Raw genomic sequence first — 26,334 nt, forward strand, 5'->3', positions numbered from 1 at the left:
CCGCGCCAGCCGCCTTTAGGCGGCTGTGTGTTGAAACATGTTTCTGGGCGATGATGTAGCCTTGGTACAGGCAGCCGCCTTCAGGCGGCTGTGTGTTGAAACTCGTAAATGCGGCCAAACCACGGCAGGCCGAAGTCAGCCGCCTTCAGCCGCCTTCAGGCGGCTGTGTGTTGAAACATTAGCTCGAGCGTACTCATCGGTACTTCGCGGCCCAGCCGCCTTCAGGCGGCTGTGTGTTGAAACCATCCGTTGATCCTGATGATTTCGATGTCGATCCCAGCCGCCTTCGGGCGGCTGCGTGTTGAAACGAATTTTTATGCCTACGGTACTTTTGAAGCCATCCCCAGCCGCCTTCAGGCGGCTGCGTGTTGAAACACTACGGCGGTTTCCTTACCGCTAGAATTGGTGGCAGCCGCCTTCAGGCAGCTGTATATTAAAACGGTCGCCATCTCCTTTTGAAGAGGTATCTTGATCTACGGCGTTCAAACAGCCATAGCCAAAAAATATCCTTGCTAAAATGATCTGCTGTTTTGTCAATATTTGAAGCGGTGCGTATAATCCCCGTTTTTATCACTACCGAACGAGGGGATTCGTCATGAGCGAAATCCAAATTGAGAAAAAAATGAATGTCGAGAGCTTCAATCTCGACCACACCAAAGTAAAAGCCCCTTATGTGCGGCTGGCCTGTGTGACCGACGGCGATTTCGGCGACAAAATCTACAAATACGACCTGCGCGTCTGCCAGCCCAATCAAGACCATATGGAAATGCCGTCCCTGCATTCGCTGGAACACCTGATGGCCGAATTGTCGCGCAATCATTCTGATAAAATCGTGGACATCAGCCCCATGGGTTGTCAGACCGGTTTCTATATCGCCCTGCTGAACATGGGTGATTATGACGAGGTTTTGCAACTGATTGAAAATACATTGAAAGATGTTTTATCCGCAACGGAAGTCCCGGCCTGCAACGTCGTCCAGTGCGGCTGGGCGGCCAGCCACAGTTTGGAAGGGGCGCAGCAAATCGCGCGCGGCCTGCTCGACAAACGCGGCGAGTGGCCGCAAGTGTTTGCCTGATTTCGGGAAAGGAAACGGGATGAACGCTATCCGCACCATTGCCGTCATCGGCGCGATGCAGCCCGAAATTGAATTATTGAAAGGCCGTCTGAATAACCGTGAAAGCCACTGTTTCGGCGCGTTTGAAATCCATTGCGGCGAATTGCACGGCAAACGCATTGTGCTGACGTTAAGCGGGATAGGCAAAGTCAATGCCGCCGCGGCCACTGCCACGGCCATCCTCAAATTTTCTCCCGACTGCGTCATCAATACCGGCAGCGCGGGCGGTTTGGGGCAGGGCTTGAAAGTGGGGGATGTGGTCATCGGCAGTGAAACCGCACATCACGATGTGGACGTTACCGCCTTCGGATATGCAATCGGCCAAGTGCCGCAACTGCCGCCGGCGTTTGCTTCCGACCATGCTTTGGTAACCGCTGCCGAGCGGGCGGCTGCAGCGTTTCCGAATGCCGCAGTACGGCGCGGGCTGATTGTTAGTGGTGATCAGTTCGTTCACAGCAGTGAGGCCGTTGCCGCCATCCGCAAAAACTTTCCCGATGTGCAGGCGGTGGAAATGGAGGCTGCGGCCATCGCGCAAACCTGCGCCCAATTCGGCCTGCCGTTTGTCGTTATCCGCGCCGTATCCGATGCGGCCGACGAGAAGGCGGATGTCAGCTTTGACGAGTTCCTGCAAACCGCCGCCGTCCATTCGGCGGAAATGGTGGACGGGATGATTCGGGAGTTGTGAATGTATTGAAAAGGCCGTCTGAAGACCGCTTTCGGTTGATATAACCTGCGTTTTCAGACGGCCTCTTCCTTGAAGGAGAATTTTGTGAACGGCACGATAGAACACGTTCAAGCCGCCGCCTTTGATTTGGACGGCACACTTTGCGATTCGCTGCCCGATTTGGCGGCTGCCGCCAATGCCATGCGTGCGTCGCTCGACCTGCCCCCGCTGCCGCAGCCGACCGTTGAAAGCTATGTCGGCGACGGCATTGCCGTGTTGGTGCACCGCGCGCTGACTGGCAATGTGGACGGTAGGGCAGAAGAAAAACTGTGGGCGCAGGGCTTTACCCTGTTTGTTCAATATTACGCAGAACATATTGCCGACCGCACCCGTGCCTATCCCGAAACCGAAGCGGGGCTGGGATTATTGAAATCGCTCGGTATCCCGTTGGCGGTGATTACCAACAAAAACGAAGTGTTGGCGGTCAAACTGCTGGAAGCATTGGGCCTGTCCGACTACTTCAGCCTCGTACTCGGCGGCGACAGCCTGCCGGAGAAGAAACCTTCGCCCGCGCCGCTGCTGCATGCCGCCGAAGTGCTGGGCGTTCCGGTGGAAAACATGATTATGGTCGGCGATTCGCGCAACGACATCCTGGCTGCCAAAGCGGCGGGCTGCCCGAGCATAGGCGTAACCTTCGGCTACGGCGACATGGCCGAACTCTCGAAACACGAAGCCACGCGGCCGGATTGGACAATCGGCTCGCTGCCGGAAATCTACGAAAACCTGCGCCCGCAGCGGGAAGAAAAAGAGAAGGCCGTCTGAAAACAGACGGAAGCGGTTTTTCAGACGGCCTCAAGGCCCGTTCCGCCCATCCCACCCAATCAAACCCTTTCAGACGGCCTATGAACCCGCAGAAAACCCTCCGCGCCCGCGCACTCGACATCCTTTCACGTCAGGAAATCAGCCGTGCCGAACTCAAGCGCAAACTTGCCCCGCATGCAGAGAATGAAGAGGAAATCGAGCGCGTACTGGACGAATTCGCCGACCGCCGCTGGCAGTCCGACGAACGTTATGCCGAAGCCTATATCCACAGCAAAAGCCGCAAACACGGCTCATTGCGGCTGAAACAGGCTTTGGCGCAAAAGGGCGTGGACGAAGAAACCGTGCGCGCCTTCCTACCCGACCGCGACAACGAATTGGCTTCCGCCGTAGAAGTGGTGCGCAAAAAATTCAAACGCCCGCCCGCCGACTATGCCGAAAAACTCAAACAGATGCGCTTTTTGGCTTATCGCGGCTTCGACGGCGACACTATTCAGACGGCCTTAAGGCAGGCCTGGACGGAAGGAGAATAGGCAGGCGGCCGGAAACACAATAAAACCAAGGTATGCAGGCCGTCTGAAAAACAGGCCGGGCATGAAAAAACGGCTCGCCGTTTCCGCCGCTTTGAGGAGGTTTGACCGCCCGCATACCAAACACACCGCAAATCAAGGATGTACACATCATGGCACATTACGCAATCGGCGACGTACAGGGCTGCTTCGACGAACTGGAAGCCCTGCTGACCAAAATCGGATTCAACCACGGCTGCGACACGCTCTGGCTCACGGGCGACATCGTCAACCGCGGGCCCAAATCGCTGGAGAGCCTCAAATTCTGCATGAAGCACGAAGACAGCGTGCAGATTATCCTCGGCAACCACGACCTGCACCTGCTGGCCGTCCTCTACGGCCACGGCACGATGAAAAAACGCGATACCATCGAGCCCATCGTCAAGCACAAACACGCCGACAAAATGCGCGACTGGTTGCGCCATCAGCCGCTGCTGGTGCAGAAAGACAGCTATCTGATGGTTCATGCCGGACTTTTGCCGCAATGGACGGCGGCGCAGGCGGCGGAGTTTGCCCGCGAAGTCGAACACAGCATGCGCCGCAGCAAACACGGCGAATATTTTGCCGAAATGTACGGCAACAAACCCGCCGCCTGGTCGGAAGATTTGCGGGGTGCGGACAGATTGCGCCTGCTGGTAAACGTCTTTACCCGCATGCGCGCCTTAAACGCCGACGGCAGTTTGGATTACGACTTCAAAAGCACGCCGTCTGAAATGCCGCCGCACCTCCATGCCTGGTTTGATGCGCCGAACCGCCGCCACCTCGACCACACCATAGTGTTCGGCCATTGGTCGGCACTCGGCCTGCTCGACAGTGCGGAAAAAAAAGTGCTGGCACTCGATACAGGCGCACTGTGGGGCGGCTGCCTGACCGCCGTCAATCTGGCCGACCACAGCATCGTGCAGGAAGCCGCGCACGGCAGGCTGGATTGGTGAGGCCGTCTGAAAGCAGGGTTTTCTTAAAATGTTTTTCAGACGGCCTTTTGTAACGGAATAATGCAAAAATTAATTTCTACTCGCAAAACTTTACACAAACCAGTATGATGGCGTTTTATATCGGTCGGAAACCCGTTTCCGACGCTTTTTTGTATTCATCGCCGCGGTCCGTCCGGGCTGCGGCCATCACATCAAGGAGGTGCATTCGTGTCTGAACAACAACAATCGCAGCGCGAAACTTTTTCCAGCCGGAAAGCCTTTATGTTTGCCGCCATCGGTTCGGCGGTGGGCTTGGGCAATATTTGGCGTTTTCCCTATGTCGCTTATGACAACGGCGGCGGCGCGTTCATTATTCCCTATCTGATCGCGCTGATTACGGCGGGTATCCCGCTGCTGCTGCTCGATTACGCCATTGGCCACCGTTATCGCGGTTCGCCCCCGTTGGCTTTTCGCCACGTTTCCAAATATTTCGAGCCGTTCGGCTGGTGGAACGTGCTGACCAACGTCGTAATTTGTACCTATTACGCCGTGATTCTTGGCTGGGCGGTCAGCTATACCTTCTATTCGGTTACCGGAACATGGGGCGCGCAGCCCGAAAGTTTCTTTTTCGGCGAATACCTGAAAATGGCGAAAGACCCCGGTTTGGGTTTGGATTTTGTCGGCAGCGTATTGTGGCCGCTGATCGGCGTGTGGCTGTTTACCATCTTCATCCTGGCCGCAGGCGTGCAGAAAGGCGTGGCGCGCGCGTCTACTTTCTTTATGCCGCTTTTGGTGGTGATGTTCGTTTTGATGGTCGGCATTTCGCTCACGCTGCCGGGCGCAGCCAAAGGCTTGGACGCGCTGTTTACGCCCAAGTGGTCTAAGTTGGCCGAACCGGGCGTGTGGGTGGCGGCTTACGGGCAGATTTTCTTCTCGCTTTCCATCTGTTTCGGCATCATGATTACCTATTCGTCGTATCTGAAACCCAAATCCGATTTGGGCAGCACCGGTTTGGTGGTCGGCTTTGCCAACAGCAGTTTCGAAGTATTGGCCGGTATCGGCGTGTTTGCCGCATTGGGCTTTATGGCCGCCTCGCAGGGTAAGGAAGTCAGCAATGTTGCTTCTTCCGGCATCGGCTTGGCCTTTATCGCCTTCCCAACCATCATCAATCAGGTGCAGGCTCCCTTGGGCTCGATTATCGGCGTACTGTTTTTCGGTTCGCTGGTGTTCGCCGGCATTACTTCCCTGATTTCCGTGGTGGAAGTGATTGTGGCCGCCGTGCAGGACAAATGGAAAGTGGCGCGCGTGCCGGCTACATTGGCCGTGTGCATTCCGATGGCGGTGATTTCCACCCTGCTGTTCGGTACGACCACGGGCCTGCCCGTGTTGGATGTGTTGGACAAATTCATCAACGTTTACGGCATCGTGGCCGCCGGTTTCATGTATGTGCTGGCTTTGGTGGTGTGGGAAAAACTGCCGCTGCTGCGCAAACACGTCAATTCCGTTTCCTCTTTCAAAATCGGCATTGTCTGGAACTTCTTCATCCTCACCACGCTTAATGTGTTGGGTTACATGCTGTTCCTCGATACCCGCGACCTATTGGCGGAAAACTACAGCGGTTATCCCGATTGGTTCCTGAATATTCTGGGCTGGGGTATGGCCGGCGGCCTCATCGTATTGTCCGTCATCCTGACCTTCCTGCCGTGGCACCGCAGCGCGGCCACTATTGCCCCGATTGACAACAATGAAGGAGACTTGGAATGAGCACAAATGCCATTATTATGATGATGATTTCCCTGGTAGTGATTTGGGGCGGATTCGTCGTTTCCATCCTGCGTCTGCCGAAAGAGCAGAAAGGGCAGGAGGAATAAAGATACAGGCCGTCTGAAAAGACGACGGCTCGGATGGAAATATACAACCGCCGCCATTCCCGCGCAGTCGGGAATCCGGACTTCGATTTTTCAGAAGTGGAAGGGAATTGCCGTTATGCCCAACCTCCGGATTCCTGCTTGTGGGAGAATGGCGGCGGCTGTGTTTCAAAGTTTCCGCTTTGCCGTCACAACATTCTGCACGAACTGCCGAGATTGAAAAGGACAAAAATGAACCCGAACAACCAAGACTTACGCACCCGCTTTATTTTCGACGACATGCCCGTCCGCGGCCTGCATGTCCGGCTGGAGGAAGTGTGGCGGCACATTGTCGGCCGCAAACAATATCCCGCCGCCATCCGCCGCGCGTTGGGCGAATTGCTGGCCGCAGGCGCACTGCTGTCGAGCAACCTGAAACTCGAAGGCACGTTGATTGTGCAGGTTCAGGGGCAAGGCCGTCTGAAAATGCTGGTGGTGGAAGCCACTTCCAACCAGACCTGCCGCGCCACCGCGCGTTGGGACGAAACCGCGCAAATAGGCGGCAACGAAACCCTGCGCGACCTCTTGGGCGAAAACGGTGTATTCGTCATTACCGTCCAGCCGCAGGACGGCGAACCGTGGCAGGGCGTGGTACCGCTGGAAGGCGGCAGCATCGCCGAAATGCTGACCCACTACATGCTGCGTTCCGAACAGCTGGAAACCCACATCACGCTGGCCGCCGGCGGCGATACCGCGTCCGGCCTGCTGTTGCAGCGTCTGCCGGAAGAAACCTTGGACGAAGACGCATGGGCGCACGTTACCGCGCTGGCCGATACCGTAACGGCGGAGGAGCTGCTGAAATTAGACGCGCAACATCTGCTGTACCGCCTGTTCCACGAAACCCCGCCGCGCGTTTTCGAACCGGAAACGCTGGAATTCGCCTGCACCTGCTCGCGCGGCAAAGTCAGCGACATGCTGCTGATGCTGGGCGGTGAGGAAGTCGGTTCGATTGTGGCGGAAGAGGGCAGCATTTCGGTGGATTGCGATTTCTGCAACGAAAAATACGTATTCGACGAAACGGACGTGAACGCACTGTTTGGTGCGGACGTGGTGAATGCTGTGCGCGAAGAGCAACACCGTTTGCAGTAATAGCAAACTTCATGACAACAGAGGCCGTCTGAAAACTTTTCAGACGGCCTCTATTCTTTGCCGTGCCGGAACACCCGTTTTGATAAGGCAGCACGAAGCGGCGGGCACACGCCGGACACGCCGGCCATCAGGCAGACTGATGATGCCCATCTGAAAATAAAATTAGCCAAAATGTCTGCAGGGATTTTAAATCGCGCCATACCGGTTTTTCGGCTGAACACAAAGTAAGAGGAGATTGAAAAATGGATAAGCAGACAACTTCCAAAGTGCTGTCGCATCCCAAGTTCCAAACCATGGCCAAACAGAAATCGATTTTGGGCTGGACGTTTTCCGCCGTGATGTTTGCGGTCTATACGCTGTTTGTCGCCTATCTCGGCATCGATCCGCAGGCGTTTGCCACGCCCGTGTCCGAGGGCGGGATAACGACTTGGGGGATTTATATCGGCTTGGCCGTGATTTTGTTTGCGGTGGCGATTACCGGCATTTATGTTTATGTTGCCAACGGCCGTTTTGAAGAAACTACCCGCGAAGTGGTGCGCGAAGTAACGGAGGGGAAAAAATGAATAAATTTTATTTTGCCTTTGCAGCCTGCTTGGCCGCTAACACCGCATGGGCGGCAGACGCTATTTCCGGCGAGGTGCAGCAACGCCCGCTGAATGTTCCTGCGGTGGTGATGTTTTTTATTTTCGTCGGCGCCACGCTGTTTATCACCAAGTGGGCGGCAAAGAAAAACAAATCGTCCAAGGATTTTTACACGGCGGGCGGCGGAATTTCGGGGTTTCAAAACGGTTTGGCGATTGCGGGCGACTTTATGTCAGCAGCGTCTTTCCTCGGCATTTCCGCCATGGTGTTCACGCGCGGGTATGACGGTTTGATTTATTCCACCGGCTTTTTGGTCGGTTGGCCGCTGGTGTTGTTCTTGGTGGCCGAACGGCTGCGGAATTTGGGCAAGTTTACCTTTTCCGACGTGGTGGCCTACCGTTTGCAGCAAACGCCGGTCCGCCTCTTGGCTGCTTCCGGTTCGATTCTGGTGGTGATGCTGTACCTGATTGCGCAGATTGTCGGCGCAGGCAAGCTGATTCAGTTGTTGTTCGGCATGAATTATCTGTCGGCCGTGGTTATTGTCGGTGTTTTGATGGTGGCGTATGTGTTGTTCGGCGGAATGTTGGCAACTACTTGGGTGCAGATGATTAAAGCTGTGCTGCTGTTGTCGGGTGCGAGTTTCATGGCTTTCGTGATTTTGAAGGCATCGGGCTTCAGTATGGAGCAGATGTTTGCCAAAGCGGTGTCCATTCATGAAAAAGGCAGCAAAATTTTGGAGCCGGGCGGTTTGGTAAAAGACCCGATTGATGCGTTGTCGCTCGGATTGGCTTTAATGTTCGGTACGGCTGGCCTGCCGCACATCCTGATGAGGTTTTTCACCGTGCCGGACGCGAAGGAAGCGCGCAAATCGGTGTTTGTCGCCACGGGCTTTATCGGCTACTTCTATATCCTGACTTTTATTATCGGTTTCGGCGCCATTATTTTTGTAACCAAGGACAATCCGAATTTTTTCGCAGAAATGGTGAAAGACGGCAAAACCGTTTATGAGATGATAGGCGGCAGCAATATGGCGGCGGTGCATTTGTCCGAAGCCTTGGGCGGCAATATGTTCTTAGGCTTTATTTCGGCGGTGGCATTCGCAACTATTTTGGCCGTGGTGGCGGGTTTGACCCTGTCGGGTGCTTCAGCGGTAAGCCATGACATCTATGCGTCGGTAATCCGCAAAGGAAAGGCCACTTCCCATGAGGAAATGCGGGTTTCACGCGCTACCGTGCTGATTTTGGGTGTTTTGTCGATTATTTTCGGCTTGATTTTTGAAAATCAAAACGTTGCCTTCATGGTCGGCTTGGCTTTTGCCGTGGCGGCTTCGGCCAATTTTCCGATTTTGGCACTGTCGATGTTTTGGAAAGGATTGACCACACGCGGTGCGGTTGTCGGCGGTTATACCGGCCTGCTGCTGTCGCTGGTGATGATTATTTTGGGGCCGAGTGTGTGGGTTAGCGTGTTTCATTTCGAATCGCCCGTCTTCCCCTACGGTTCACCCGCCATTTTCAGCATCCCCGCTGCCTTTATTGCGGCTTGGCTGGCTTCAATAACCGACAAATCTGCCCGTGCCGAAGAAGACAAGGCCGGTTATGAAGAGCAGTATGTCCGTTCGATGACCGGTATAGGGGCGGAAAAGGCTTCCGACCATTGATGATGTTGTGCAAAGGCTGTCTGAAAACCGAGGTTTCAGGTTTTCAGACAGCCTTTTTTGTACGGCAGCCGTTTAATGCAGATGCTCGTAAATGGTTTCCGCCAATGCCTTGCTGATGCCTTCGACTTGTTCCAAATCTTCTTTGCTGGCGGCAACGACGCCGCGCAGGCCGCCGAAGCGGGTGAGCAGGGCTTGGCGGCGTTTGCTGCCTACGCCGGGGATGTCGCTGAGGGACGAGGTAACGCGGGCTTTGTCGCGTTTTTTGCGGTGTCCCGTGATGGCGAAGCGGTGCGATTCGTCGCGTACGGTTTGCAGGAGGTGCAGGGCGGGGCTGTGCGGGGGCAGGCGGAAGGTTTCGCCGGTGAACGGGAGGATGAGTTCTTCCATGCCGGCTTTGCGTTCGGGGCCTTTGGCGATGCCGACCAAGGGAATGTGCAGCCCGAGTTCTTCCCATACGGATACGGCGATGCCGATTTGTCCTTTGCCGCCGTCAATCAATACGACATCAGGCCATTTAACGGTCTCGCCGTTGGCTTCGGCTTCCTGCATTTTGCCGTAGCGGCGGGTGAGGACTTCGCGCATGGCGGCGTAGTCGTCGCCGGGTTTGGCGGTGGTGATGTTGTAGCGTCGGTATTGCGAGGGTTGGATATTTTGTTCGTCGTACACGACACAGGAGGCGATGGTGGCTTCGCCTTGGGTGTGGCTGATGTCGAAGCATTCGAGGCGGTTGAGGTCGTCTGAATTCATGTTCAAGATTTTTGCCAACTCGTCGATGCGGTGTTGCTGGCTGCTTTGTTGCAGGCGGCGTTGGGCTATTGCCATTTGTGCGTTTTGTTCCGCCATTTTCAGCCAAACTTTGCGTTCGCCTATGGTTTTGGTCACGAACTGCATTTGTTTGCCGTGTTCGCCCTCTAAGGCTTCTTTCAATGCGTCGGGGACGGGGAAGTTGCTGATGATGATGTCGGGTTTGCTTTTGCCCAGATAGTGTTGGGCAACGAAGGCTTCGGCGTAGTCTTGCCCGTTTGGTTCGGGGTCGTTTTTGGTGTCGGGGAAGAAGCTTTTGTCGCCGACGTGCCGCCCGCCGCGTATGCTGACCCAGTGTACGCAGACGAGGCCGTCTGAAACGGCGAGCGCGAGCAGGTCGATGTCGTTGGGGTTGTTCGGGTTTTTGCTGTCGATGAACTGGTTGCTCTGCATGATGCCGAGTGCTTGGATTTGGTCGCGGTAGCGGGCGGCTTCTTCAAATTGCAGGTTGGCGGCGGCGGTCTGCATTTTGTGTTGCAGGGTGCGGGTCAGTTCGTCGGTTTTGCCGTTGAGGAAGGTGGCGGCTTGGCGCACGCTGTCGCGGTAGTCTTCTTCGCTGATGTGTCCGACGCAGGGCGCGGTGCAGCGTTTGATTTGATACAGCAGGCAAGGGCGGTCTCGGTGTTCGAACACGCTGTCTTCGCAGGTACGCAGCATAAAGACTTTTTGCAGGACTTGCATGCTGTCGCGCACGGCGTTGCTGTTGGGATAGGGGCCGAAGTATTGGTTGGGCTTTTTCAGCGTGCCGCGGTAATACGCCATCTGCGGATATTGATGCCCGCTGAGCATGAGGTAGGGATAGCTTTTGTCGTCGCGGAAAAGGATATTGTATTTGGGCGACAGGGCTTTGATGAAGTTGTTTTCGAGAATCAGGGCTTCGGCTTCGGAACGCGTGATGGTGGTTTCGATGTGGTGAACCTGTTTCACCATCAAGGCGATGCGCGGGGAATGGTCGTTTTTCTGGAAATAGCCGGACACGCGCCGCTTGAGGTTGACCGCTTTGCCGACGTATAAGACGCTGCCGCCTTCGTCGAAAAAACGGTATACGCCGGGCAGGTTGGGCAGGTTTTTGAGGAAGAGGGGGATGTCGAAGTCCGTGGTCATGGAGTGGGTGGTGTTGGTATAGTTTTCAGACGGCCTGAATTATAGCAGGCCGTCTGAAAAGGAAACCTACGGCAGATGAAAACAAACAGTTCGGACAGCCTGCTATAATGCCGCCCTTTTACCTGCCGGAGCAATAAAGACATGTTTGCCGTTATCGGAGGCAGCGGCCTGACCCGCATTCCCGAACTCGAAATCACCGGACGCAGAATCGTCCGCACGCCATACGGCCTGCCCAGCGCGCCGCTGCTCACCGGCAGGAGCGGCGGCCGCGAGCTGGTGTTTTTGGCGCGGCACGGCCTGAACCACACGCTCGCGCCGCACGAAATCAATTACCGCGCCAATATTTGGGCGTTGAAGTCGTTGGACGTTGTCGGAATTATCGCGGTATCGGCGGTTACGTCGTTAAATAGCGATTGGCGGTCGGGCTCGCTGGTTTTGCCCGACGATTTGATTGATTACACCAGTGCCCGTTCCGCCACCTTCTTTGAAAACGACAACTGCGGCGTAGTCCATACCGACTTTACCGAACCTTACGATGCGGCTTTGCGCCAAACCCTACTCGAACACGCCGCCGCGCGCGAGACCGTGCTGTTGCCGCAGGCGGTATACGGCTGCCTGCAGGGGCCGCGCACGCCGACCCGTGCCGAAATGCGGCGTTTGCGGCGGGACGGCGTAGACATATTCGGCATGACCGGCATGCCCGAAGCGGTATTGGCGCGCGAAGTCGGCCTGCCCTATGCCCACCTGTGCGGCATCGTCGCCCATGCCGACGACGGTGCGGCGGCGGACGAACGCAGCCGGAAATCCTATGATGCCATCGAACAAATCCGCCGCCTTCTGGCGGATTGGTAAACGGGAGCCGGAAATGGAAGGATACCCTTTGTCGTCCGCAAAGGCCGTTTCAGCGGGGCGGAATACATCGTTTCAAGCTATTAAACCATGAATCACGCCACATCTTTTTCCACTCCGCCCGCACAGAATGCACAGGCCATCGCCTGGGTGTTCGGCCGGCCCGTAATCGACCTGCCGCAAGATTTGTTTATCCCGCCGGACGCGCTGAAAGTCGTCTTGGGCAGTTTTCAAGGGCCGCTGGACTTGCTGCTCTACCTCATCCGCAAGCAGAATATCGACGTGCTGGATATCCCGATGATTAAAATCACCGAGCAATACCTGCACTACATCGCCCAAATCGAGGCGCAGCAATTTGATTTGGCGGCGGAATACCTGCTGATGGCGGCGGTGCTGATTGAAATCAAATCGCGGCTGCTGCTGCCGCGTACCGCCGAAACGGAAGACGGCGAAGAGGCCGACCCGCGTGCGGAACTGGTGCGCCGCCTTCTGGCCTACGAACAAATGAAACTGGCGGCGCAGGGCTTGGACGCGCTGCCGCGTGCCGGACGGGATTTCGCCTGGGCATACCTGCCGCTGGAAATCGCCGCCGAAGTCCGCCTGCCCGAAGTCGTCCTATCCGACCTGACGCAGGCCTGGCTGGCCATCCTCTCCAGGGCCAAACACAACAAAAGCCATGAGATCATACAGGAGGCCGTGTCCGTCCGCGCGCAAATGAGCGGCATCCTGCGCCGCCTGCAAACCGCGCCCTGCCGTTTTTCCGAACTGTTCCGCCCGTCGCAAGGCCCGGCCTATGTGGTCGTTACCTTTATCGCGCTTTTGGAACTGGCGAAAGAAGGGCTGGTCAGAATCGTTCAGCCGGAGAATTACGCCGAAATCGAAATCAGCCTGAACGACGCGCCGAACGAAAAAACCGCGCCCGATGCCGCAGCGGCACAGGCGGAATAAACCGACAAGGAAACCCGAAAATGGATACACTGCCGTTTCAAAACGAAATTGCCGCCCGGATGCTGGTCAATACCGAAGGCGAAACCATACATCCCGACGCCCGCTTTTTTCAGACGGCCAACGGCTATTGGGCGGCCTGGTACGAAGGTACGGCGGCAGTCCTGCCGCCGGATGCCGCCCCCGAGGAACCCTGTTTTTGGGTGGAGGGCGCGCACGACATCGACGAACTGGCAGCCATGTTGGAAAACGGCGAATTTGACGATATGGAAACCTTCGACGGCGAAGAGGAAGAATGGCATGAGGCAGGGCATACCTGCGGTTGCAGCTGCGCGCACGGGCATGAAGCCGATTGAGTGGGCCTGCAGGCAGGAACCGCCTGTCCGCACCTTGAAACGGCAGCGAAGGAAATGACTTGCCGATTTGATTTAAATTTATTTCATTTCCATTCATCGGCTTATAGAAAAAACTAAAATTATTTCCCTTTATTTGTAAGAAACGGCCGCCTTCGCCGTCTAAGCGTGCATCAAGACATCGGAGGAAGTTTCTTATGGATAAAACGCTCGGCCTTTGCCGCTCGACGGAAGATTTCGGCAAAGGCATTTCAATGTTGGCGTTGCGGCTGTTTGCCGCCTACGAATTCGGCGAGGCAGGCTTGGCCAAATGGCGCGGCGAAAACTGGTTTGCCGATATACGGGACGCGTTTCCGTTTCCCTTCGACCTGCTGCCGGCGGGTTGGAGCTGGAATCTGGCGATGGGGGCGGAATTGGTCGTACCCGTTTTGCTGGTGTTGGGCCTGCTGACGCGCCTGGGTGCGCTGGCATTGATGATACTGACCGCTGTGGCCTGGTATGCGGTGCACGCGGGCAACGGTTACAATGTGTGCGACAACGGCTATAAAATGGCCTTCATTTACCTGCTGCTACTGTTGCCCCTGCTGTTGCAGGGCGCGGGAAAGTATTCGCTGGATTACCTGCTTTTCCGCAAAAAATAGCTTTCAGGCCGTCTGAAAGACGGAAATCTTGCTTTCAGACGGCCTTTTACAGCCTGCCGGACTGTTTCCGGCATATTCATTCGTTTTTAACACTCAGGAGTAAACATATGAAAACCACTTCTTCTTTGGCCGCTCTGGCCGGTGCATTGGCTTTGATGGGCACCCAGGCTGCCGCCGCTGCCGACCAAAACGCAAAACCCGCACAAACCGTTCCGGCCAAAGCGGCAGCGAAAAAAGCAGCTGAAGGCGCATGCGGCGAAGGCAAATGCGGCGCGGCCAAACCCGCTGCAAAAGGCAAAGCAGCCGAAGCCAAATGCGGTGCCGCCAAAAGCAAAGCGGCCGAAGGCAAATGCGCAGCCGCCAAAAAAGCCGCCCCTAAAGCGGCCGAAGGCGCATGCGGCGAAGGCAAATGCGGCAGCCACTAATTCGGCCGCATAAATAAAACGAGGCCGTCTGAAAAGGCACAATCCGTTTTGACAACGTTAAAACGCGCTTTCAGACGGCCCTCCTTACAGGAACATCCGATTTCGAAAGGAACGATATGGCAACCACACTTCAAGGCGCGGGCTTGGGCTACAAGCGCGCGATGGCGGAGGATTTCCTGCACCTCGACCCCGCAGGCAGCCCCATCCGCTTTATCGAAGTCGCACCGGAAAACTGGATGCGGATGGGTGGCGCGGCGCGCAGGCAGTTCGACCAAGTGGCGGAACGCTTCCCCATCGCCTGCCACGGCTTGTCGCTTTCCTTGGGCGGACAAGACCCGTTGCGGGTGGATTTCCTGAAACAAATTAAAGATTTTATCGCCCGCTACCGCATCGGCTTTTTTTCCGAGCACCTGAGCTATTGCGGCGACAACGGTTTTGTATACGACCTTTTGCCGCTGCCGTTTACCTGGGAATCCGTGCGCCACACCGCCGCGCGCATCCGTCAGGTGCAGGAAATATTGGAAATGCGGATTGCGGTGGAAAACACCTCCTATTACGCCCACAGCCCGCTGGCTGAAATGAGCGAAGTGGAATTCCTCAACGCCGTCGCACGGGAAGCCGACTGCGACATCCACCTCGACGTGAACAACATCTACGTCAATGCCTTCAACCACAAGCTGTTGGCCGCGCACGACTTCATCGACCAAGTGGACGCGGGGCGCGTTACCTATATGCACATGGCCGGACACGACCGGGAAGGGAACGACCTGCTGATTGATACTCACGGGCAGGCCGTTTGCGGCGACGTATGGGAACTCTTCGCCTACACCTGCCGCCGCCTGCCGCACAGCGTGCCGACCCTGCTCGAACGCGACAACAACCTGCCGCCGTTTGCCGAACTCGAAGCGGAAGTGGCACGCATCGCACGAATCCAACAACAAACGGAGCAGGAGCGTCATGAAAACCATGCAGCCTGACAACGGAAGCGGCCGCAGCGCGGCCTTTCAGACGGCCTTGGCCGACTATGCGCGCGGCGCGGCGCAAGCCCCCGAAGGCGTGGACATCGGACGGCTCGGCGTCTACCGCCGCCTGCTGCTGAACAACCTGAAAAGTTTCATCGACTTATGCTTCAGTGCTTCCGGCGGTTTCGCCGAAGCCGGCCTGTGGCAGGACCTGCAACGGCGTTTCCTGCTCGAAGCCCGCCCGCAGTCGCCGTTTTTCAACGACATCCCCAAACAGTTTCTCGACTACGTCCGCAGCAGGCCGGAAAACGAAAGGCCGTCTGAAAACATCCTGCACATGATGGCTTTCGAAACCGACCTCCTGCACGCCGAAACCGTCATCCAGCCCGAAGCCGCCCCGCAATGGGACGAAAACACTGAATTGCGCTGGGCCGAAGGCGCGCGGCTGAAACACTATCCCTGCGACTTCGTCTCTTCCGGCCTCGAACGCATAGACGATGCGGCCGCCGACGTGCTCACCTGGCGCGGCAACGCGGGCAAAGTATATTACGCCGCCCTCGACGGAGCCGACCTGTTACTGCTGAACCACTTCCAAGAAGCGGGCGCGGACACGCTGTCGGGCATCTCGGCGCAACTGGCCGCGCTTTCAGACGGCCTCGACGCTTCAGATTGGCTGGAAGAGACCGTCCGAAGCTGGGTGGAAGCAGGCGTGCTGCTGCCCGCGCCTGCCGGGCGGAATCGGGATTTATGACCACGCCCGGACAAGACACCTACGGCCGCCTGCTTGCCGCCCTGCGCCCCGGCCTCCTGCGGTTCGCACTCATCCAACTGCGCGACCGGGCGCAGGCGGAAGACATCGTGCAGGAAACCCTTGCCGCCGCTTGGAGCAAGCTCGGCCAATTCCGCGAAGAAGCCGATTTGAAAACCTGGGTAACGGCCATTCTCAAAAACAAAATCGCCGACCATTTCCGCAGCGGCAGGCGCACCGCCGTCAGCCTCGACAGCCTGTGCGAAGAAAACGAAGCCGCCGACCAAGCCTGGCACTCCTGCTTCGATGCCGGCGGCCACTGGCTCGAAACCGCCGCCCCCGCCGCCTGGCGGCCGCCGGAAGACTATGCCGAACAGCAGGATTTTTTCCGCACGCTGGAAAACTGCCTCGGCGGCCTGCCGGAAGACACCGCCCGCATCTTCTACCTGCGAGAAATCATGGGCATGGAAGTAGAAGAAATCTGCGGCCGCTTCGGCATCGGGCGGGACAACTGCTACGTCATCCTGCACCGGGCACGCAACAGCCTGCGCCGCTGTCTGCAACTGCGCTGGTTCGACATCGGCGCGTAAGGAGGAAAACATGTTCAAATGCCGCGAAGCCTGCAAACTGCTGTCCGAAGCGCAAGACAGGAAACTGACCCTGCGCGAACGCGTCCTGCTTAACTTCCACCTGGCCGTCTGCCCGCTCTGCCGCCGCTACCGCAAACAGCTTGCCTTTCTGCGCGAAAACCTGAAAAAATGGCTGTCCGACAAATATTCCTAAATCCCGTTTATCTGTTTTCAGACGGCCTCTGCATCGAAAAGGCCGTCTGAAACAAACATCCGAAAGAGAAAATCATGCAAACACAAGCCGTTATCGAACACATCGTCCGCTGGCTGCACGACTATGCCGGCCAGGCGCGCGTTAAAGGCTTTATCGTCGGCATTTCCGGCGGCATCGATTCCGCCGTCGTTTCCGCATTGGCCGCCCGAACAGGCCTCGACGTGCTGCTGTTGGAAATGCCCATCCGCCAGCAGGCCGAACAAATCGACCGCGCGCAGCAGCACATTGCCGATTTGCAAAGCCGTTTTGCCAACGTCCGCAGCCTGCGCGTCGACCTTACCCCCGCCTTCAACTGCTTTGCCGACACGGTGGAGGTCAGCGAGGCCGAGTATCCGGCCAAGCAGCTCGCGCTGGCCAACAGCCGCGCCCGCCTGCGTATGCTGACCCTGTATTACTACGGCCAAATCAACGGCCTTCTGGTTACGGGGACGGGCAACAAAATCGAAGATTTCGGCGTGGGTTTCTTCACCAAATACGGTGACGGCGGCGTGGACATCAGCCCGATTGCCGACCTCACCAAAACTCAGGTTTACCGTTTGGCCGAAAGTCTGAATATTATCGAGGCGATACGGAAAGCCGTTCCTACCGACGGCCTGTGGGACACCGAGCGCACCGACGAACAGCAAATGGGCGCGAGTTATCCCGAATTGGAATGGGCGATGGACATCCCAGCCGACAAGCAGCCCGAAGATTTCGAAGGGCGGCAGCGCGAAGTGCTGGCGATTTACCGCCGTCTGAACCGTGCCGCGCAGCACAAAATCCAACCGATTCCGGTCTGCAACGTGCCGAAGGAGTGGTTGGCATAGGGCATGGCGGCAGTGAAACGGATTGACCCGAAAGACGGTGCCGTTATCCGCTATACATGCTTTGAGGCCGTCTGAAAAACAGTTTTCAGACGGCCTCGATGTTTGTCGGTTTTGTTTGCTTAAAAACCGGACGGTTTTTATTTTTTGGTTTCACGGTCGCTTCGGCGGCCGTCGGCTTCATATTTGCCGCCGCGTATGTTCAGCCGCTCCAGCAGTGCGCCGTCTCCGGACGGTATGCCGTCCATGCACCAGACATCGTGGAGTACGGCGCGTACGGCGGCATTGCTGGTGGCTGCGCCGCCCAATTCCTGCCATTGCGGATTGCGTGCCTTGATCCAGCGTTTGTTTACGGGGTCGCCGTAGGCATAAATTTTATAAGAGTGTTTTTTGCCTTGTTGGCTGGAGAACGAGCCGGGCGCGCAATACAGTGCCTCGCTGCTGATGTTGTCAATGCCTTTTCCCGAACGGAGGTTGAGGACGTAGCGTACGGTGCCGTCTTCGGCCGCATGGATGCTGTCGGGGGAAATCAGGAGGTGTTTGTCGAAGGTGGGGGAAACGTAGAGTTCGAACCATTTTGTGCCTTCGGCAGGGAAGGGGGGCAGGGCTTCTTCCGCTTCGGTGAAGGTGCGGCGTTTGATGTCGGCCTCGGTTTCCACATAGCGTGAGCTGTTTTCGTTTTCTTTCAGGCTGAACCTTTCCGCTTGGGCAAAGGGGGCGGTAAGCAGGAGGGCGAATAGGGCGGCGTATTTTCTTGGCATGTCATTTCCTTGTGTGGGAGGTTGTGCGGCGGATTCTAGCACCAACGGCGGGTCGGCAGACAAGTTTTGCCGTACCGTGGGGCGGTATGCCGACGAAAGGCGTATAATCCGCCGCTTTTGATTTGAGGCGATGAAAATGAGCGAACATTATCTGGATGTAACCGGGCTGAAATGCCCGCTGCCGATTTTGAGGGCGAAAAAGGCTTTGGCCGCTTTGGTCTGCGGCGACGTTTTGACGGTCGATGTCACGGATGCGGGCGCGCCGGACGATTTTGCCGCGTTCTGCCGCCAAACCGGCCATGTGCTGCTGGCTTCGGAGGAGCGGGAAGGTGTGTTCAGGCTGGTTATCCGGCATAAATAGGCTGCAATAGGCTGCGGCGGATAAAGGTTCAGGCCGTCTGAAAACCGGGACAACGGTGTTTCAGACGGCCTGAACCGTGTGCGCGTTTAGAAACGCCGTTTCAGCCCGCAGGCCTGCATGATGCTGGCGGCGAGTTCTTCCACCGATTTGTGCGTGGTGTTGGTGAACGGGATGTCGAAGCGGCGGAACATGGCCTGCGCGTCGGCCACTTCCTGTTTGCAGGTGGAGATGCTGGCGTAGTTCGAATTCGGGCGGCGTTCTTCACGGATGTCGGCCAGTCGTTCGGGCTTGATGGTGAGGCCGTAGATTTTATTGCGGTATTGTTTCACCATCGGTGGCAGGTCGGGTTTGTCGAGGTCGTCGGGCGTGAGCGGGTAGTTGGCGGCGCGGATGCCGTATTGCAGGGCGAGATACAGGCAGGTCGGGGTTTTTCCGCTGCGCGATACGCCCATCAGGATTACGTCGGCATCTTTCAGGTCTTTGTCGCTGACGCCGTCGTCGTGGTTGAGGGTGAAGTTTACCGCTTCCATGCGGGCATCGTAGCGGGCGGTGTCGGCGATGCCGTGATTGCGTCCGACTTCGTTGCGGGCCTTGGTGCCCAGTTCTTTTTCCAATATGCCGAGGAAGGCATCGAAAAAACTCAGGTGCAGGCCCGGGCTGTTGCGGATGATGTCGCGGATTTCTTCGTTGATGATGCTGGAGAAAACCAAAGGCCGCATGGCGGTCTGATTGGCGGCGGTTTCAATGATTTTTACCATCGCACGGGCTTTGTCCGGCGTATCGACGAAAGGGTAGGTGGAGCGTTTGAATTTCACTTCCTGAAATTGGTCGAGCAAGGCTTCGCCCATGCTTTCGGAAGTCAGGCCGGTGCGGTCGGAAATAAAAAAGGCGTGTCTGCGCGACATAATGATGTGGCTCTCTTTCGCTGTCTGGTTTGGAAAACAGGTGCGGATGATAGCAAGATGCCGTCTGAAATTGAAGTGCGGGATGGATGCTACATGGTGCTACATGAAATTTTGGTCAAATATAATTTAGCTATTAAATTTCTTTTTAATTTTTTTATCAGCATAAAATTTCTTTGTTGTGCGTAAAATTTGCTTGATTAGGGGTTTGCAATATCATTTAACTATAAGATTTGGTGGTGTTTACATCGGTTTTACATTTGTCGGTCGGATTTTGTTTCACTCGACTACAATGAGGCGGAGCGCAATTTTCAGACGGCCGAAACACACGGGCCGTCTGAAAAAAGCATGACACGAAGGCACAGGCTGGTTACAATGCCGCGCTGAATCCTTTACCTTTCCCAACCTTTATTTTGGACGACACAAATGGCTGAAAATTATGTTATCTGGTTTGAAAATCTGCGTATGACCGATGTGGAGCGCGTTGGCGGAAAAAACGCTTCCCTCGGCGAGATGATTAGCCAACTGACAGAAAAAGGCGTGCGCGTGCCGGGCGGTTTCGCCACAACGGCGGAAGCCTACCGCGCATTCTTGGCGCATAACGGCCTGAGCGAACGTATTTCCGCCGCACTGGCCGCGCTGGATGTGGACGACGTGAACGAATTGGCGCGCGTCGGCAAAGAAATCCGCCAGTGGATTTTGGAAACGCCGTTTCCGGAAGAGCTGGACCGCGCGGTTGAAGAAGCCTGGAACAAAATGACGGCCGATGCGGGCACCGACGCGATTTCCGTTGCCGTGCGCTCATCCGCCACCGCCGAAGACCTGCCGGATGCCTCTTTTGCCGGACAGCAGGAAACTTTCCTGAATATCAACGGGCTGGACAACGTCAAAGAAGCCATGAAGCACGTTTTTGCTTCGCTTTACAACGACCGCGCCATTTCCTACCGCGTCCACAAAGGTTTCGCGCACGATATCGTGGCCTTGTCGGCAGGCGTGCAGCGCATGGTGCGCTCCGACAGCGGCGCTTCGGGCGTAATGTTTACGCTGGATACCGAAAGCGGCTTCGATCAAGTCGTCTTCGTGACCTCGTCCTACGGTTTGGGTGAAATGGTGGTTCAAGGCGCGGTAAACCCCGACGAATTCTATGTCCATAAACCGACTTTGCGTGCCGGCCGTCCCGCCGTGTTGCGTAAAACCATGGGTTCGAAACTGATTAAAATGGTGTTTACCGAACAGGCTCAGGCGGGCAAGTCCGTGCAGGTGGTGGACGTTCCGGCCGAGCAGCGCAAACAGTTTTCCATCAGTAACGAAGAAATTACCGAGTTGGCACAATATGCGCTGATTATCGAAGAACACTACGGCCGCCCGATGGACATCGAATGGGGCCGCGACGGCGTGGACGGTAAAATCTATATCTTGCAGGCACGTCCCGAAACCGTTAAATCCCAAGAGGAAAGCGGCCGCAGCCTGCGCCGTTACACGATTTCCGGCGAGAAGAAAGTATTGGCCGAAGGCCGGGCCATCGGTCAGAAGGTCGGCCAAGGCAAAGTGCGTCTGGTGAAAGACGCTTCCGAGATGGACAGCGTGAAAGAAGGCGACGTATTGGTTACCGACATGACCGACCCCGATTGGGAGCCGGTGATGAAACGCGCGGCAGCCATCGTTACCAACCGTGGCGGACGTACCTGCCATGCGGCGATTATCGCGCGCGAATTGGGTATTCCGGCCGTCGTCGGCTGCGGCAACGCCTCTTCCGTCCTGCAGGAAGGTCAGGAAGTAACGGTTTCTTGTGCCGAAGGCGACACCGGCTTTATTTACGACGGTTTGCTGAATGTGGAAGTCAGCGACATCGCTTTGGACAACATGCCCGCATCGCCGGTAAAAATCATGATGAACGTGGGCAATCCCGAATTGGCCTTCTCGTTCTCCAGCCTGCCCAGCGAAGGCATCGGCTTGGCGCGCATGGAATTTATCATCAACCGCCAAATCGGCATCCATCCGAAAGCATTGCTCGAGCTCGAACGTCAAGACGAAGACGTCCGCGAGGAAATCGAAGACCGTATCGCCGGCTATGCCTCTCCGGTCGATTTCTATGTGGATAAAATTGCCGAGGGCGTGTCCACGCTGGCCGCTTCCGTATTTCCGCGCAAGGTCATCGTGCGGATGTCCGATTTCAAATCCAACGAGTACATGGGCTTGATTGGCGGCAGCCGTTACGAACCGCACGAAGAAAACCCAATGTTGGGCTTCCGCGGTGCGGCGCGTTATGTTTCCGAAGACTTTGCCGAATGTTTCGCCTTGGAATGCCGTGCCTTGAAACGCGTCCGCGACGACATGGGGCTGACCAACGTCGAAATCATGATTCCGTTCGTCCGCACCTTGTCTGAAGCGGAAGCTGTGGTTAAGGCATTGAAAGCCAACGGCTTGGAGCGCGGCAAAAACGGCCTGCGCCTGATTATGATGTGCGAAGTGCCGAGCAACGCGCTTTTGGCCGAGCAATTCCTGCAGTATTTCGACGGTTTCTCTATCGGCTCAAACGATATGACCCAGCTGACTTTGGGTGTGGACCGCGACAGCGGTGGTTCGATTGCTTCCTCTTTCGACGAGCGTAATCCTGCGGTTAAAGTTATGCTGCATCTGGCCATTTCCGCCTGCCGCAAGCACAACAAATATGTCGGCATCTGCGGGCAAGGCCCGTCAGACCATCCCGATTTTGCCAAATGGCTGGTGGAAGAGGGCATCGATACCGTTTCGTTGAACCCCGATACCGTGATTGAAACTTGGTTGTATCTGGCCAAAGAAGTGAAGAAATAAACGGATTGGCGTGAAAAACCCTGCATACCGGAACGGTATGCAGGGTTTTCTGTTTTATCGCCCGGCCGTTAGTGAAGAAAGCGGCGGGCAAAGGGAAGGCCGTCTGAAAATACGGCAGGGGATTTTTTCCCGCAGTGTTTTCAGACGGCCTGATGTATTGGAAAACCGATTATCGTGCATTTTCCAATTTTTTACGTTCAAACACTTCGCGTGGTTCCAAATTCTTTAAGAAACGCGCCAGTTCGGACAACGCGCCCTCGTAAACGCCGCGTTTGAATTCGATAACCTCGTCTATCGGTGCCCAGTAATCGTGCCAACGCCAACCGTCGAATTCGGGGTGGCTGGTGGCGCGCAGGTGTACATCGCTTTCGCGGCCGACCAGTTTCAACAAATACCAAATCTGTTTCTGCCCGCGGTAAGAGCCGCGCCATTCGCGCCGTACCCAGTTGTTCGGCACGTCATAACGCAGCCAGTCGCGCGTGCGCCCGATGATTTTCACATGGTGCGGCAGCAGGCCGACTTCTTCCATCAATTCGCGGTACATGGCCGTTTCCGGGCTTTCGCCCGGCTTGATGCCGCCCTGCGGGAACTGCCACGAATGCTCGCGCACCCGCTTGCCCCAGAAGACACGGTTTTGTCCGTTGATGAGGATGATACCGACATTAGGGCGATAGCCTTCCCTGTCCAACATGATTCCGCCCTCGTACAAATTTCAAATCGGGCGATTTTCCCATATTACAGGCCGTCTGAAAAGCAAGCGGCAGCGTATCGATAACGTAACAGGCCGTTAAAAAATGTCGGCCAAACCCCGAAAGCCGCTTGCATCGTACGGGCTTTTGCCGTTTAATGCGCGACAACACCGTTAAGAGAGAGAAGGACATTCAGGATCGCGGCGGGGTGCGCCGGAAACCGTTGAAAATACGGCAGGCGGAATCATTTTTCCCAGCGGAACCTCAGCCGGCTGCAATTGGGCCGGAAGATGCGGTTGCGCACACTCCAAGGACACACCCATGAAAAAAACACTACCGGCATTCGTGCTGAGCGCCCTGCTGCTTGCAGCCTGCGGCGGTTCCGACCAAGCATCCGGCGGCGCGGATACTGCCGCAGACAAACAGCCTGCCGCCACAAAAAAACTCAATATTTTCAACTGGTCGGATTACGTCGATCCTGACACTGTTTCCGCATTCGAAGCGACCGAAGGCGTTAAGATACGCTACGATTTCTACGACAGCAACGAAGCCTTGGAAGCCAAACTGCTGACTGGCAATTCCGGCTACGACCTGGTTGCCCCCTCTATCTCCAACATCGGCCGCCAAATCAAGGCCGGTGCCTATCGGGAAATCGATAAAAGCAAAATCCCTAATTACAGCAACATCGATCCCGAACTGCTCAAACAGATGGAACAGGTCGATCCCGGCAACAAATATGCCGTACCGTATTTCTGGGGCATCAACACCCTGGCAATTAACGAAGCCAAAGTGAAAGCCGCTTTGGGCGATAAATGGCCGGAAAACGAATGGGATCTGGTTTTCAACCCCGAATACACCGCCAAATTGAAACACTGCGGCATCAGCTTCTTCGACAGCCCAACCGAACAATATCCGCTGGCCTTGAAATATCTGGGCAAAAACCCCAACAGCGAAGAAGCGGCCGACATTGAAGCCGCCACCGATTTGATGAGGAAAGTGCGCGGCGACATCAAACGCTTTACCTCTTCGGGTTACATCGACGACATGGCATCGGGCAACCTGTGCGTCGCCATCGGCTACGGCGGCGATTTGAACATTGCCAAAACCCGTGCCGAAGAAGCGGGCAACGGCGTGAAACTTCGCGTGCTCACCCCGAAAACCGGCGTCGGACTTTGGGTGGATTCCTTCATGATTCCGCGTGATTCTGCCAACGTCCTCAACGCCCACAAATACATCAACTACACCCTTCAGGCCGACGTGGCGGCGAAAAACGGCAACTTCGTCACCTACGCACCGGCGAGCAAACCGGCACGCGAACTGATGCAGCCGAAATATGCCGCCGACCCGTCGGTCTTCCCCGACGACGAAGTCCGGGCCAACAGCTTCGTCGTCCTGCCCAAATCACGGGAAACCGTCAAATTGCAAACCAAACTGTGGCAGGAATTGAAAGCAGGGCAGTAGCAAAGGCAACAGACCAAAGAGGCCGTCTGAAAAACCTTTTTCAGACGGCCTCGACAGCCTATCAACCTTCAATAAAACGGGAGTAACAGCCATGGCAGGAAAATTAAGCGGCAGAACCATCTTGGTAACCGGAGCCTCGCAAGGCATAGGCGCGGAAGTGGCGAAACACTGCGCGGCCGAAGGCGCGACCGTCATCCTGGTGGCTCGCCGCCAAAAACGCATGGAAAAAGTGTACGACGAAATCGTTGCCGCCGGTTCGCCCGAACCTTTTGCCGTCTGCTTCGACCTCCTCACGGCAGAAGAAAACGAATTCGCCCAACTGGCCGCCACCATAGGCGAAGCCACCGGCGGACGGCTGGACGGCATCGTACACTGCGCGAGCTGCTTCACCGCCTTGTCCCCGCTCGAATTCCAAACCGTCGGCGACTGGGTGAAACAATACCGCATCAACACCGTCGGCCCGATGGGGCTGACCCGCGCCTTCACCCCGCTGCTGAAACAGTCCGACGACGCATCCGTCCTCTTCGTCAGCGAAAGCCACAGCGAAAAAGCGCAGGCCTACTGGGGCGGGTTCGGCGCATCGAAAGCGGCAGTGAACTACCTCGCCCTCAGCATTGCCGACGAATGGGAACGCTTCGACAACCTGCGCGCCAACATTTTGATTCCCGGCGCGGTAAACTCGCCGCAGCGGGAAAAAACCCACCCCGGCGAATCGAAAAGCGAACGGCGCGAACCGGCCGACATCATGCCCGCCTTTATTTATTGGTTGGGCAGCGAAAGCAAAGGCAGAAACGGCGAAACGGTTTATTTGTAGGCTGTTAGCGGAAAAAGGCCGTCTGAAAACGCTTAACCGTTTTTCAGACGGCCTCACATTGAAATAAGCACCCTCATACGGCTTTGCCGTTTTGATTTAATTTAGCCGGAAGAAAACAGCATGAAGATTTTAAAAAGCATTTTGCCCGCCTTAATGGTTTCGTCAAGCCTGATATTCCTCAGCCCGCCCGTTTCCGCCGCGCCCAAGCAGAAACCCGCTGCCGGGCAGGCCGACAGGATGCGCATTGCCGACAAAGTCGGACAAAATGATTTGTACGGATTTTGGGGCAATGCGGCAGAAAATGAAGAAGGTTCGCTGATTAACACGACGACCATGCATCCTGATGGGACGGGTGTGGACACAATGATTCTGACGGTCAATGCCGAGGGCAAGCCCGTTATCATCAAACAGCAATTCACTTGGACATTCGACGAAGAGCGGCAGGCGTTGCGGCAGACCGTTACCGATTATCGGGTTGTGAAAAACGGCAAAGAACAGCGGGACAGACAAGAAATCGGCAAGAAAAGTACGATCAAAGTCAGGATGCTTGTGGTCGATAACAAGCCGAGTATGCTGGAACTGACCGATGAGGCAAGCGGCAATCGGATGAGTTATTTTAGGCAAGATGTAGAAAAACTCCTTAATACACTGGAAAATACGGCACAAAAACAATAAGCGCAAACAGGCCGTCTGAAAACGCCGAACCGGTTTTTCAGACGGCCTCCCAACATCATCACGAT

At 56.1% G+C, this 26,334-nt stretch carries 29 protein-coding genes and 1 CRISPR repeat array; of the genes, 25 read left to right on the forward strand and 4 right to left on the reverse strand.

The window, feature by feature from the left end:
* Positions 1-6: 6 nt before the first annotated feature.
* Positions 7-440: a CRISPR direct-repeat array (repeat unit 31 nt; unit sequence CAGCCGCCTTCAGGCGGCTGTGTGTTGAAAC).
* 155 nt (positions 441-595) lie between these two features.
* From BM261_RS05305 to BM261_RS05350, 10 genes are all read left to right on the forward strand, one after another.
* Positions 596-1,075 (forward strand): S-ribosylhomocysteine lyase, encoded by a 480-nt coding sequence (locus BM261_RS05305; RefSeq protein ID WP_070452740.1) that lies wholly within the window; start codon positions 596-598, stop codon positions 1,073-1,075.
* Between the two features lie 19 nt (positions 1,076-1,094).
* Complete coding sequence (locus BM261_RS05310; protein ID WP_074895934.1) at positions 1,095-1,799, forward strand: 5'-methylthioadenosine/adenosylhomocysteine nucleosidase; 705 nt, start codon at positions 1,095-1,097, stop codon at positions 1,797-1,799.
* A gap of 84 nt (positions 1,800-1,883) precedes the next feature.
* Complete coding sequence (locus tag BM261_RS05315; protein ID WP_074895936.1) at positions 1,884-2,600, forward strand: phosphoglycolate phosphatase; 717 nt, start codon at positions 1,884-1,886, stop codon at positions 2,598-2,600.
* A gap of 80 nt (positions 2,601-2,680) precedes the next feature.
* A complete protein-coding gene (gene recX, locus BM261_RS05320; RefSeq protein ID WP_074895939.1) occupies positions 2,681-3,130 on the forward strand; it encodes a recombination regulator RecX in 450 nt (149 codons plus the stop codon).
* A 149-nt stretch (positions 3,131-3,279) separates the two neighbouring features.
* The gene (locus BM261_RS05325) at positions 3,280-4,101 is read left to right on the forward strand and encodes a symmetrical bis(5'-nucleosyl)-tetraphosphatase (protein WP_074895942.1); all 822 of its coding nucleotides are present in this window, start codon (positions 3,280-3,282) and stop codon (positions 4,099-4,101) included.
* A gap of 207 nt (positions 4,102-4,308) precedes the next feature.
* A complete protein-coding gene (locus tag BM261_RS05330) occupies positions 4,309-5,844 on the forward strand; it encodes a sodium-dependent transporter (RefSeq protein ID WP_074895945.1) in 1,536 nt (511 codons plus the stop codon).
* Positions 5,841-5,951 (forward strand): methionine/alanine import family NSS transporter small subunit, encoded by a 111-nt coding sequence (locus BM261_RS05335; RefSeq protein WP_040665779.1) that lies wholly within the window; start codon positions 5,841-5,843, stop codon positions 5,949-5,951. Before BM261_RS05330 ends, BM261_RS05335 begins: the two co-directional genes overlap by 4 nt.
* 228 nt (positions 5,952-6,179) lie before the next feature.
* Positions 6,180-7,076 carry an Hsp33 family molecular chaperone HslO gene (hslO, locus tag BM261_RS05340; RefSeq protein ID WP_074895948.1) on the forward strand — a complete coding sequence of 299 codons (897 nt, stop codon included), beginning with the start codon at positions 6,180-6,182 and terminating at the stop codon, positions 7,074-7,076.
* A 242-nt stretch (positions 7,077-7,318) separates the two neighbouring features.
* Positions 7,319-7,639, forward strand: coding sequence for a DUF485 domain-containing protein (locus BM261_RS05345; RefSeq protein WP_074895951.1), 321 nt, complete (start codon positions 7,319-7,321; stop codon positions 7,637-7,639).
* Positions 7,636-9,315 carry a cation acetate symporter gene (locus tag BM261_RS05350; RefSeq protein WP_074895954.1) on the forward strand — a complete coding sequence of 560 codons (1,680 nt, stop codon included), beginning with the start codon at positions 7,636-7,638 and terminating at the stop codon, positions 9,313-9,315. The genes BM261_RS05345 and BM261_RS05350 overlap by 4 nt, the downstream gene beginning before the upstream one ends.
* Positions 9,316-9,387: 72 nt before the next feature.
* On the opposite strand, the gene uvrC is transcribed toward BM261_RS05350, so the two are convergent.
* Positions 9,388-11,223, reverse strand: a complete 1,836-nt coding sequence (uvrC, locus tag BM261_RS05355) for an excinuclease ABC subunit UvrC (RefSeq protein WP_074895957.1) — start codon at positions 11,221-11,223, stop codon at positions 9,388-9,390.
* Between the two features lie 141 nt (positions 11,224-11,364).
* Between uvrC and BM261_RS05360 the strand changes: the two genes are divergently transcribed.
* From BM261_RS05360 to nadE, 10 genes are all read left to right on the forward strand, one after another.
* Positions 11,365-12,075 carry an S-methyl-5'-thioinosine phosphorylase gene (locus tag BM261_RS05360; protein WP_074895961.1) on the forward strand — a complete coding sequence of 237 codons (711 nt, stop codon included), beginning with the start codon at positions 11,365-11,367 and terminating at the stop codon, positions 12,073-12,075.
* Positions 12,076-12,162: 87 nt separating this feature from the next.
* Positions 12,163-13,020: a segregation and condensation protein A gene (locus BM261_RS05365; protein ID WP_074895964.1), complete on the forward strand. Its 858-nt coding sequence runs from the start codon at positions 12,163-12,165 to the stop codon at positions 13,018-13,020.
* 20 nt (positions 13,021-13,040) lie between these two features.
* Positions 13,041-13,373, forward strand: a complete 333-nt coding sequence (locus tag BM261_RS05370) for a general secretion pathway protein GspG (protein ID WP_074895967.1) — start codon at positions 13,041-13,043, stop codon at positions 13,371-13,373.
* 194 nt (positions 13,374-13,567) lie between these two features.
* Positions 13,568-14,011: an HvfX family Cu-binding RiPP maturation protein gene (locus BM261_RS05375; protein ID WP_074895970.1), complete on the forward strand. Its 444-nt coding sequence runs from the start codon at positions 13,568-13,570 to the stop codon at positions 14,009-14,011.
* Positions 14,012-14,118: 107 nt separating this feature from the next.
* The gene (locus BM261_RS05380) at positions 14,119-14,436 is read left to right on the forward strand and encodes an HvfA family oxazolone/thioamide-modified RiPP metallophore (protein ID WP_049250249.1); all 318 of its coding nucleotides are present in this window, start codon (positions 14,119-14,121) and stop codon (positions 14,434-14,436) included.
* A gap of 116 nt (positions 14,437-14,552) precedes the next feature.
* Positions 14,553-15,413, forward strand: coding sequence for an HvfB family MNIO-type RiPP peptide maturase (locus BM261_RS05385; RefSeq protein WP_074895972.1), 861 nt, complete (start codon positions 14,553-14,555; stop codon positions 15,411-15,413).
* On the forward strand, positions 15,394-16,149 hold the full coding sequence (locus tag BM261_RS05390) for an HvfC/BufC family peptide modification chaperone (protein WP_083426652.1): 756 nt from the start codon (positions 15,394-15,396) through the stop codon (positions 16,147-16,149). Before BM261_RS05385 ends, BM261_RS05390 begins: the two co-directional genes overlap by 20 nt.
* Positions 16,146-16,736, forward strand: a complete 591-nt coding sequence (locus tag BM261_RS05395) for a sigma-70 family RNA polymerase sigma factor (RefSeq protein WP_074895975.1) — start codon at positions 16,146-16,148, stop codon at positions 16,734-16,736. The genes BM261_RS05390 and BM261_RS05395 overlap by 4 nt, the downstream gene beginning before the upstream one ends.
* A gap of 10 nt (positions 16,737-16,746) precedes the next feature.
* A complete protein-coding gene (locus BM261_RS05400) occupies positions 16,747-16,929 on the forward strand; it encodes a zf-HC2 domain-containing protein (RefSeq protein WP_074895978.1) in 183 nt (60 codons plus the stop codon).
* Positions 16,930-17,003: 74 nt separating this feature from the next.
* Positions 17,004-17,795 (forward strand): NAD(+) synthase, encoded by a 792-nt coding sequence (nadE, locus tag BM261_RS05405; protein WP_074895981.1) that lies wholly within the window; start codon positions 17,004-17,006, stop codon positions 17,793-17,795.
* Positions 17,796-17,932: 137 nt separating this feature from the next.
* On the opposite strand, the gene BM261_RS05410 is transcribed toward nadE, so the two are convergent.
* Positions 17,933-18,553, reverse strand: coding sequence for a CNP1-like family protein (locus tag BM261_RS05410; RefSeq protein WP_074895984.1), 621 nt, complete (start codon positions 18,551-18,553; stop codon positions 17,933-17,935).
* A 136-nt stretch (positions 18,554-18,689) separates the two neighbouring features.
* Between BM261_RS05410 and BM261_RS05415 the strand changes: the two genes are divergently transcribed.
* Positions 18,690-18,914, forward strand: coding sequence for a sulfurtransferase TusA family protein (locus BM261_RS05415; RefSeq protein ID WP_074896237.1), 225 nt, complete (start codon positions 18,690-18,692; stop codon positions 18,912-18,914).
* An 86-nt stretch (positions 18,915-19,000) separates the two neighbouring features.
* On the opposite strand, the gene ppsR is transcribed toward BM261_RS05415, so the two are convergent.
* Entirely contained in the window at positions 19,001-19,819 is an 819-nt protein-coding gene (gene ppsR / locus BM261_RS05420; protein ID WP_074895986.1) for a posphoenolpyruvate synthetase regulatory kinase/phosphorylase PpsR, read from the reverse strand.
* A gap of 423 nt (positions 19,820-20,242) precedes the next feature.
* Here ppsR and ppsA point away from each other — a divergent pair, with 423 nt between their 5' ends.
* Positions 20,243-22,630, forward strand: coding sequence for a phosphoenolpyruvate synthase (ppsA, locus tag BM261_RS05425; protein ID WP_074895989.1), 2,388 nt, complete (start codon positions 20,243-20,245; stop codon positions 22,628-22,630).
* A 169-nt stretch (positions 22,631-22,799) separates the two neighbouring features.
* Here ppsA and BM261_RS05430 read toward each other — a convergent pair whose 3' ends face one another.
* Positions 22,800-23,321: an RNA pyrophosphohydrolase gene (locus BM261_RS05430; RefSeq protein WP_003771657.1), complete on the reverse strand. Its 522-nt coding sequence runs from the start codon at positions 23,319-23,321 to the stop codon at positions 22,800-22,802.
* Positions 23,322-23,640: 319 nt separating this feature from the next.
* Here BM261_RS05430 and BM261_RS05435 point away from each other — a divergent pair, with 319 nt between their 5' ends.
* The 3 genes from BM261_RS05435 to BM261_RS05445 all read left to right on the forward strand — a co-directional run bounded on the left by BM261_RS05435 (position 23,641) and on the right by BM261_RS05445 (position 26,269).
* Entirely contained in the window at positions 23,641-24,780 is a 1,140-nt protein-coding gene (locus BM261_RS05435) for a polyamine ABC transporter substrate-binding protein (RefSeq protein ID WP_074895991.1), read from the forward strand.
* 91 nt (positions 24,781-24,871) lie between these two features.
* Complete coding sequence (locus tag BM261_RS05440) at positions 24,872-25,594, forward strand: SDR family oxidoreductase (protein WP_003771648.1); 723 nt, start codon at positions 24,872-24,874, stop codon at positions 25,592-25,594.
* A gap of 120 nt (positions 25,595-25,714) precedes the next feature.
* A complete protein-coding gene (locus BM261_RS05445; protein ID WP_074895994.1) occupies positions 25,715-26,269 on the forward strand; it encodes a hypothetical protein in 555 nt (184 codons plus the stop codon).
* Positions 26,270-26,334 lie beyond the last annotated feature (65 nt).

This window comes from Neisseria elongata subsp. elongata, assembly GCF_900113545.1.
Lineage (GTDB): Bacteria > Pseudomonadota > Gammaproteobacteria > Burkholderiales > Neisseriaceae > Neisseria > Neisseria elongata.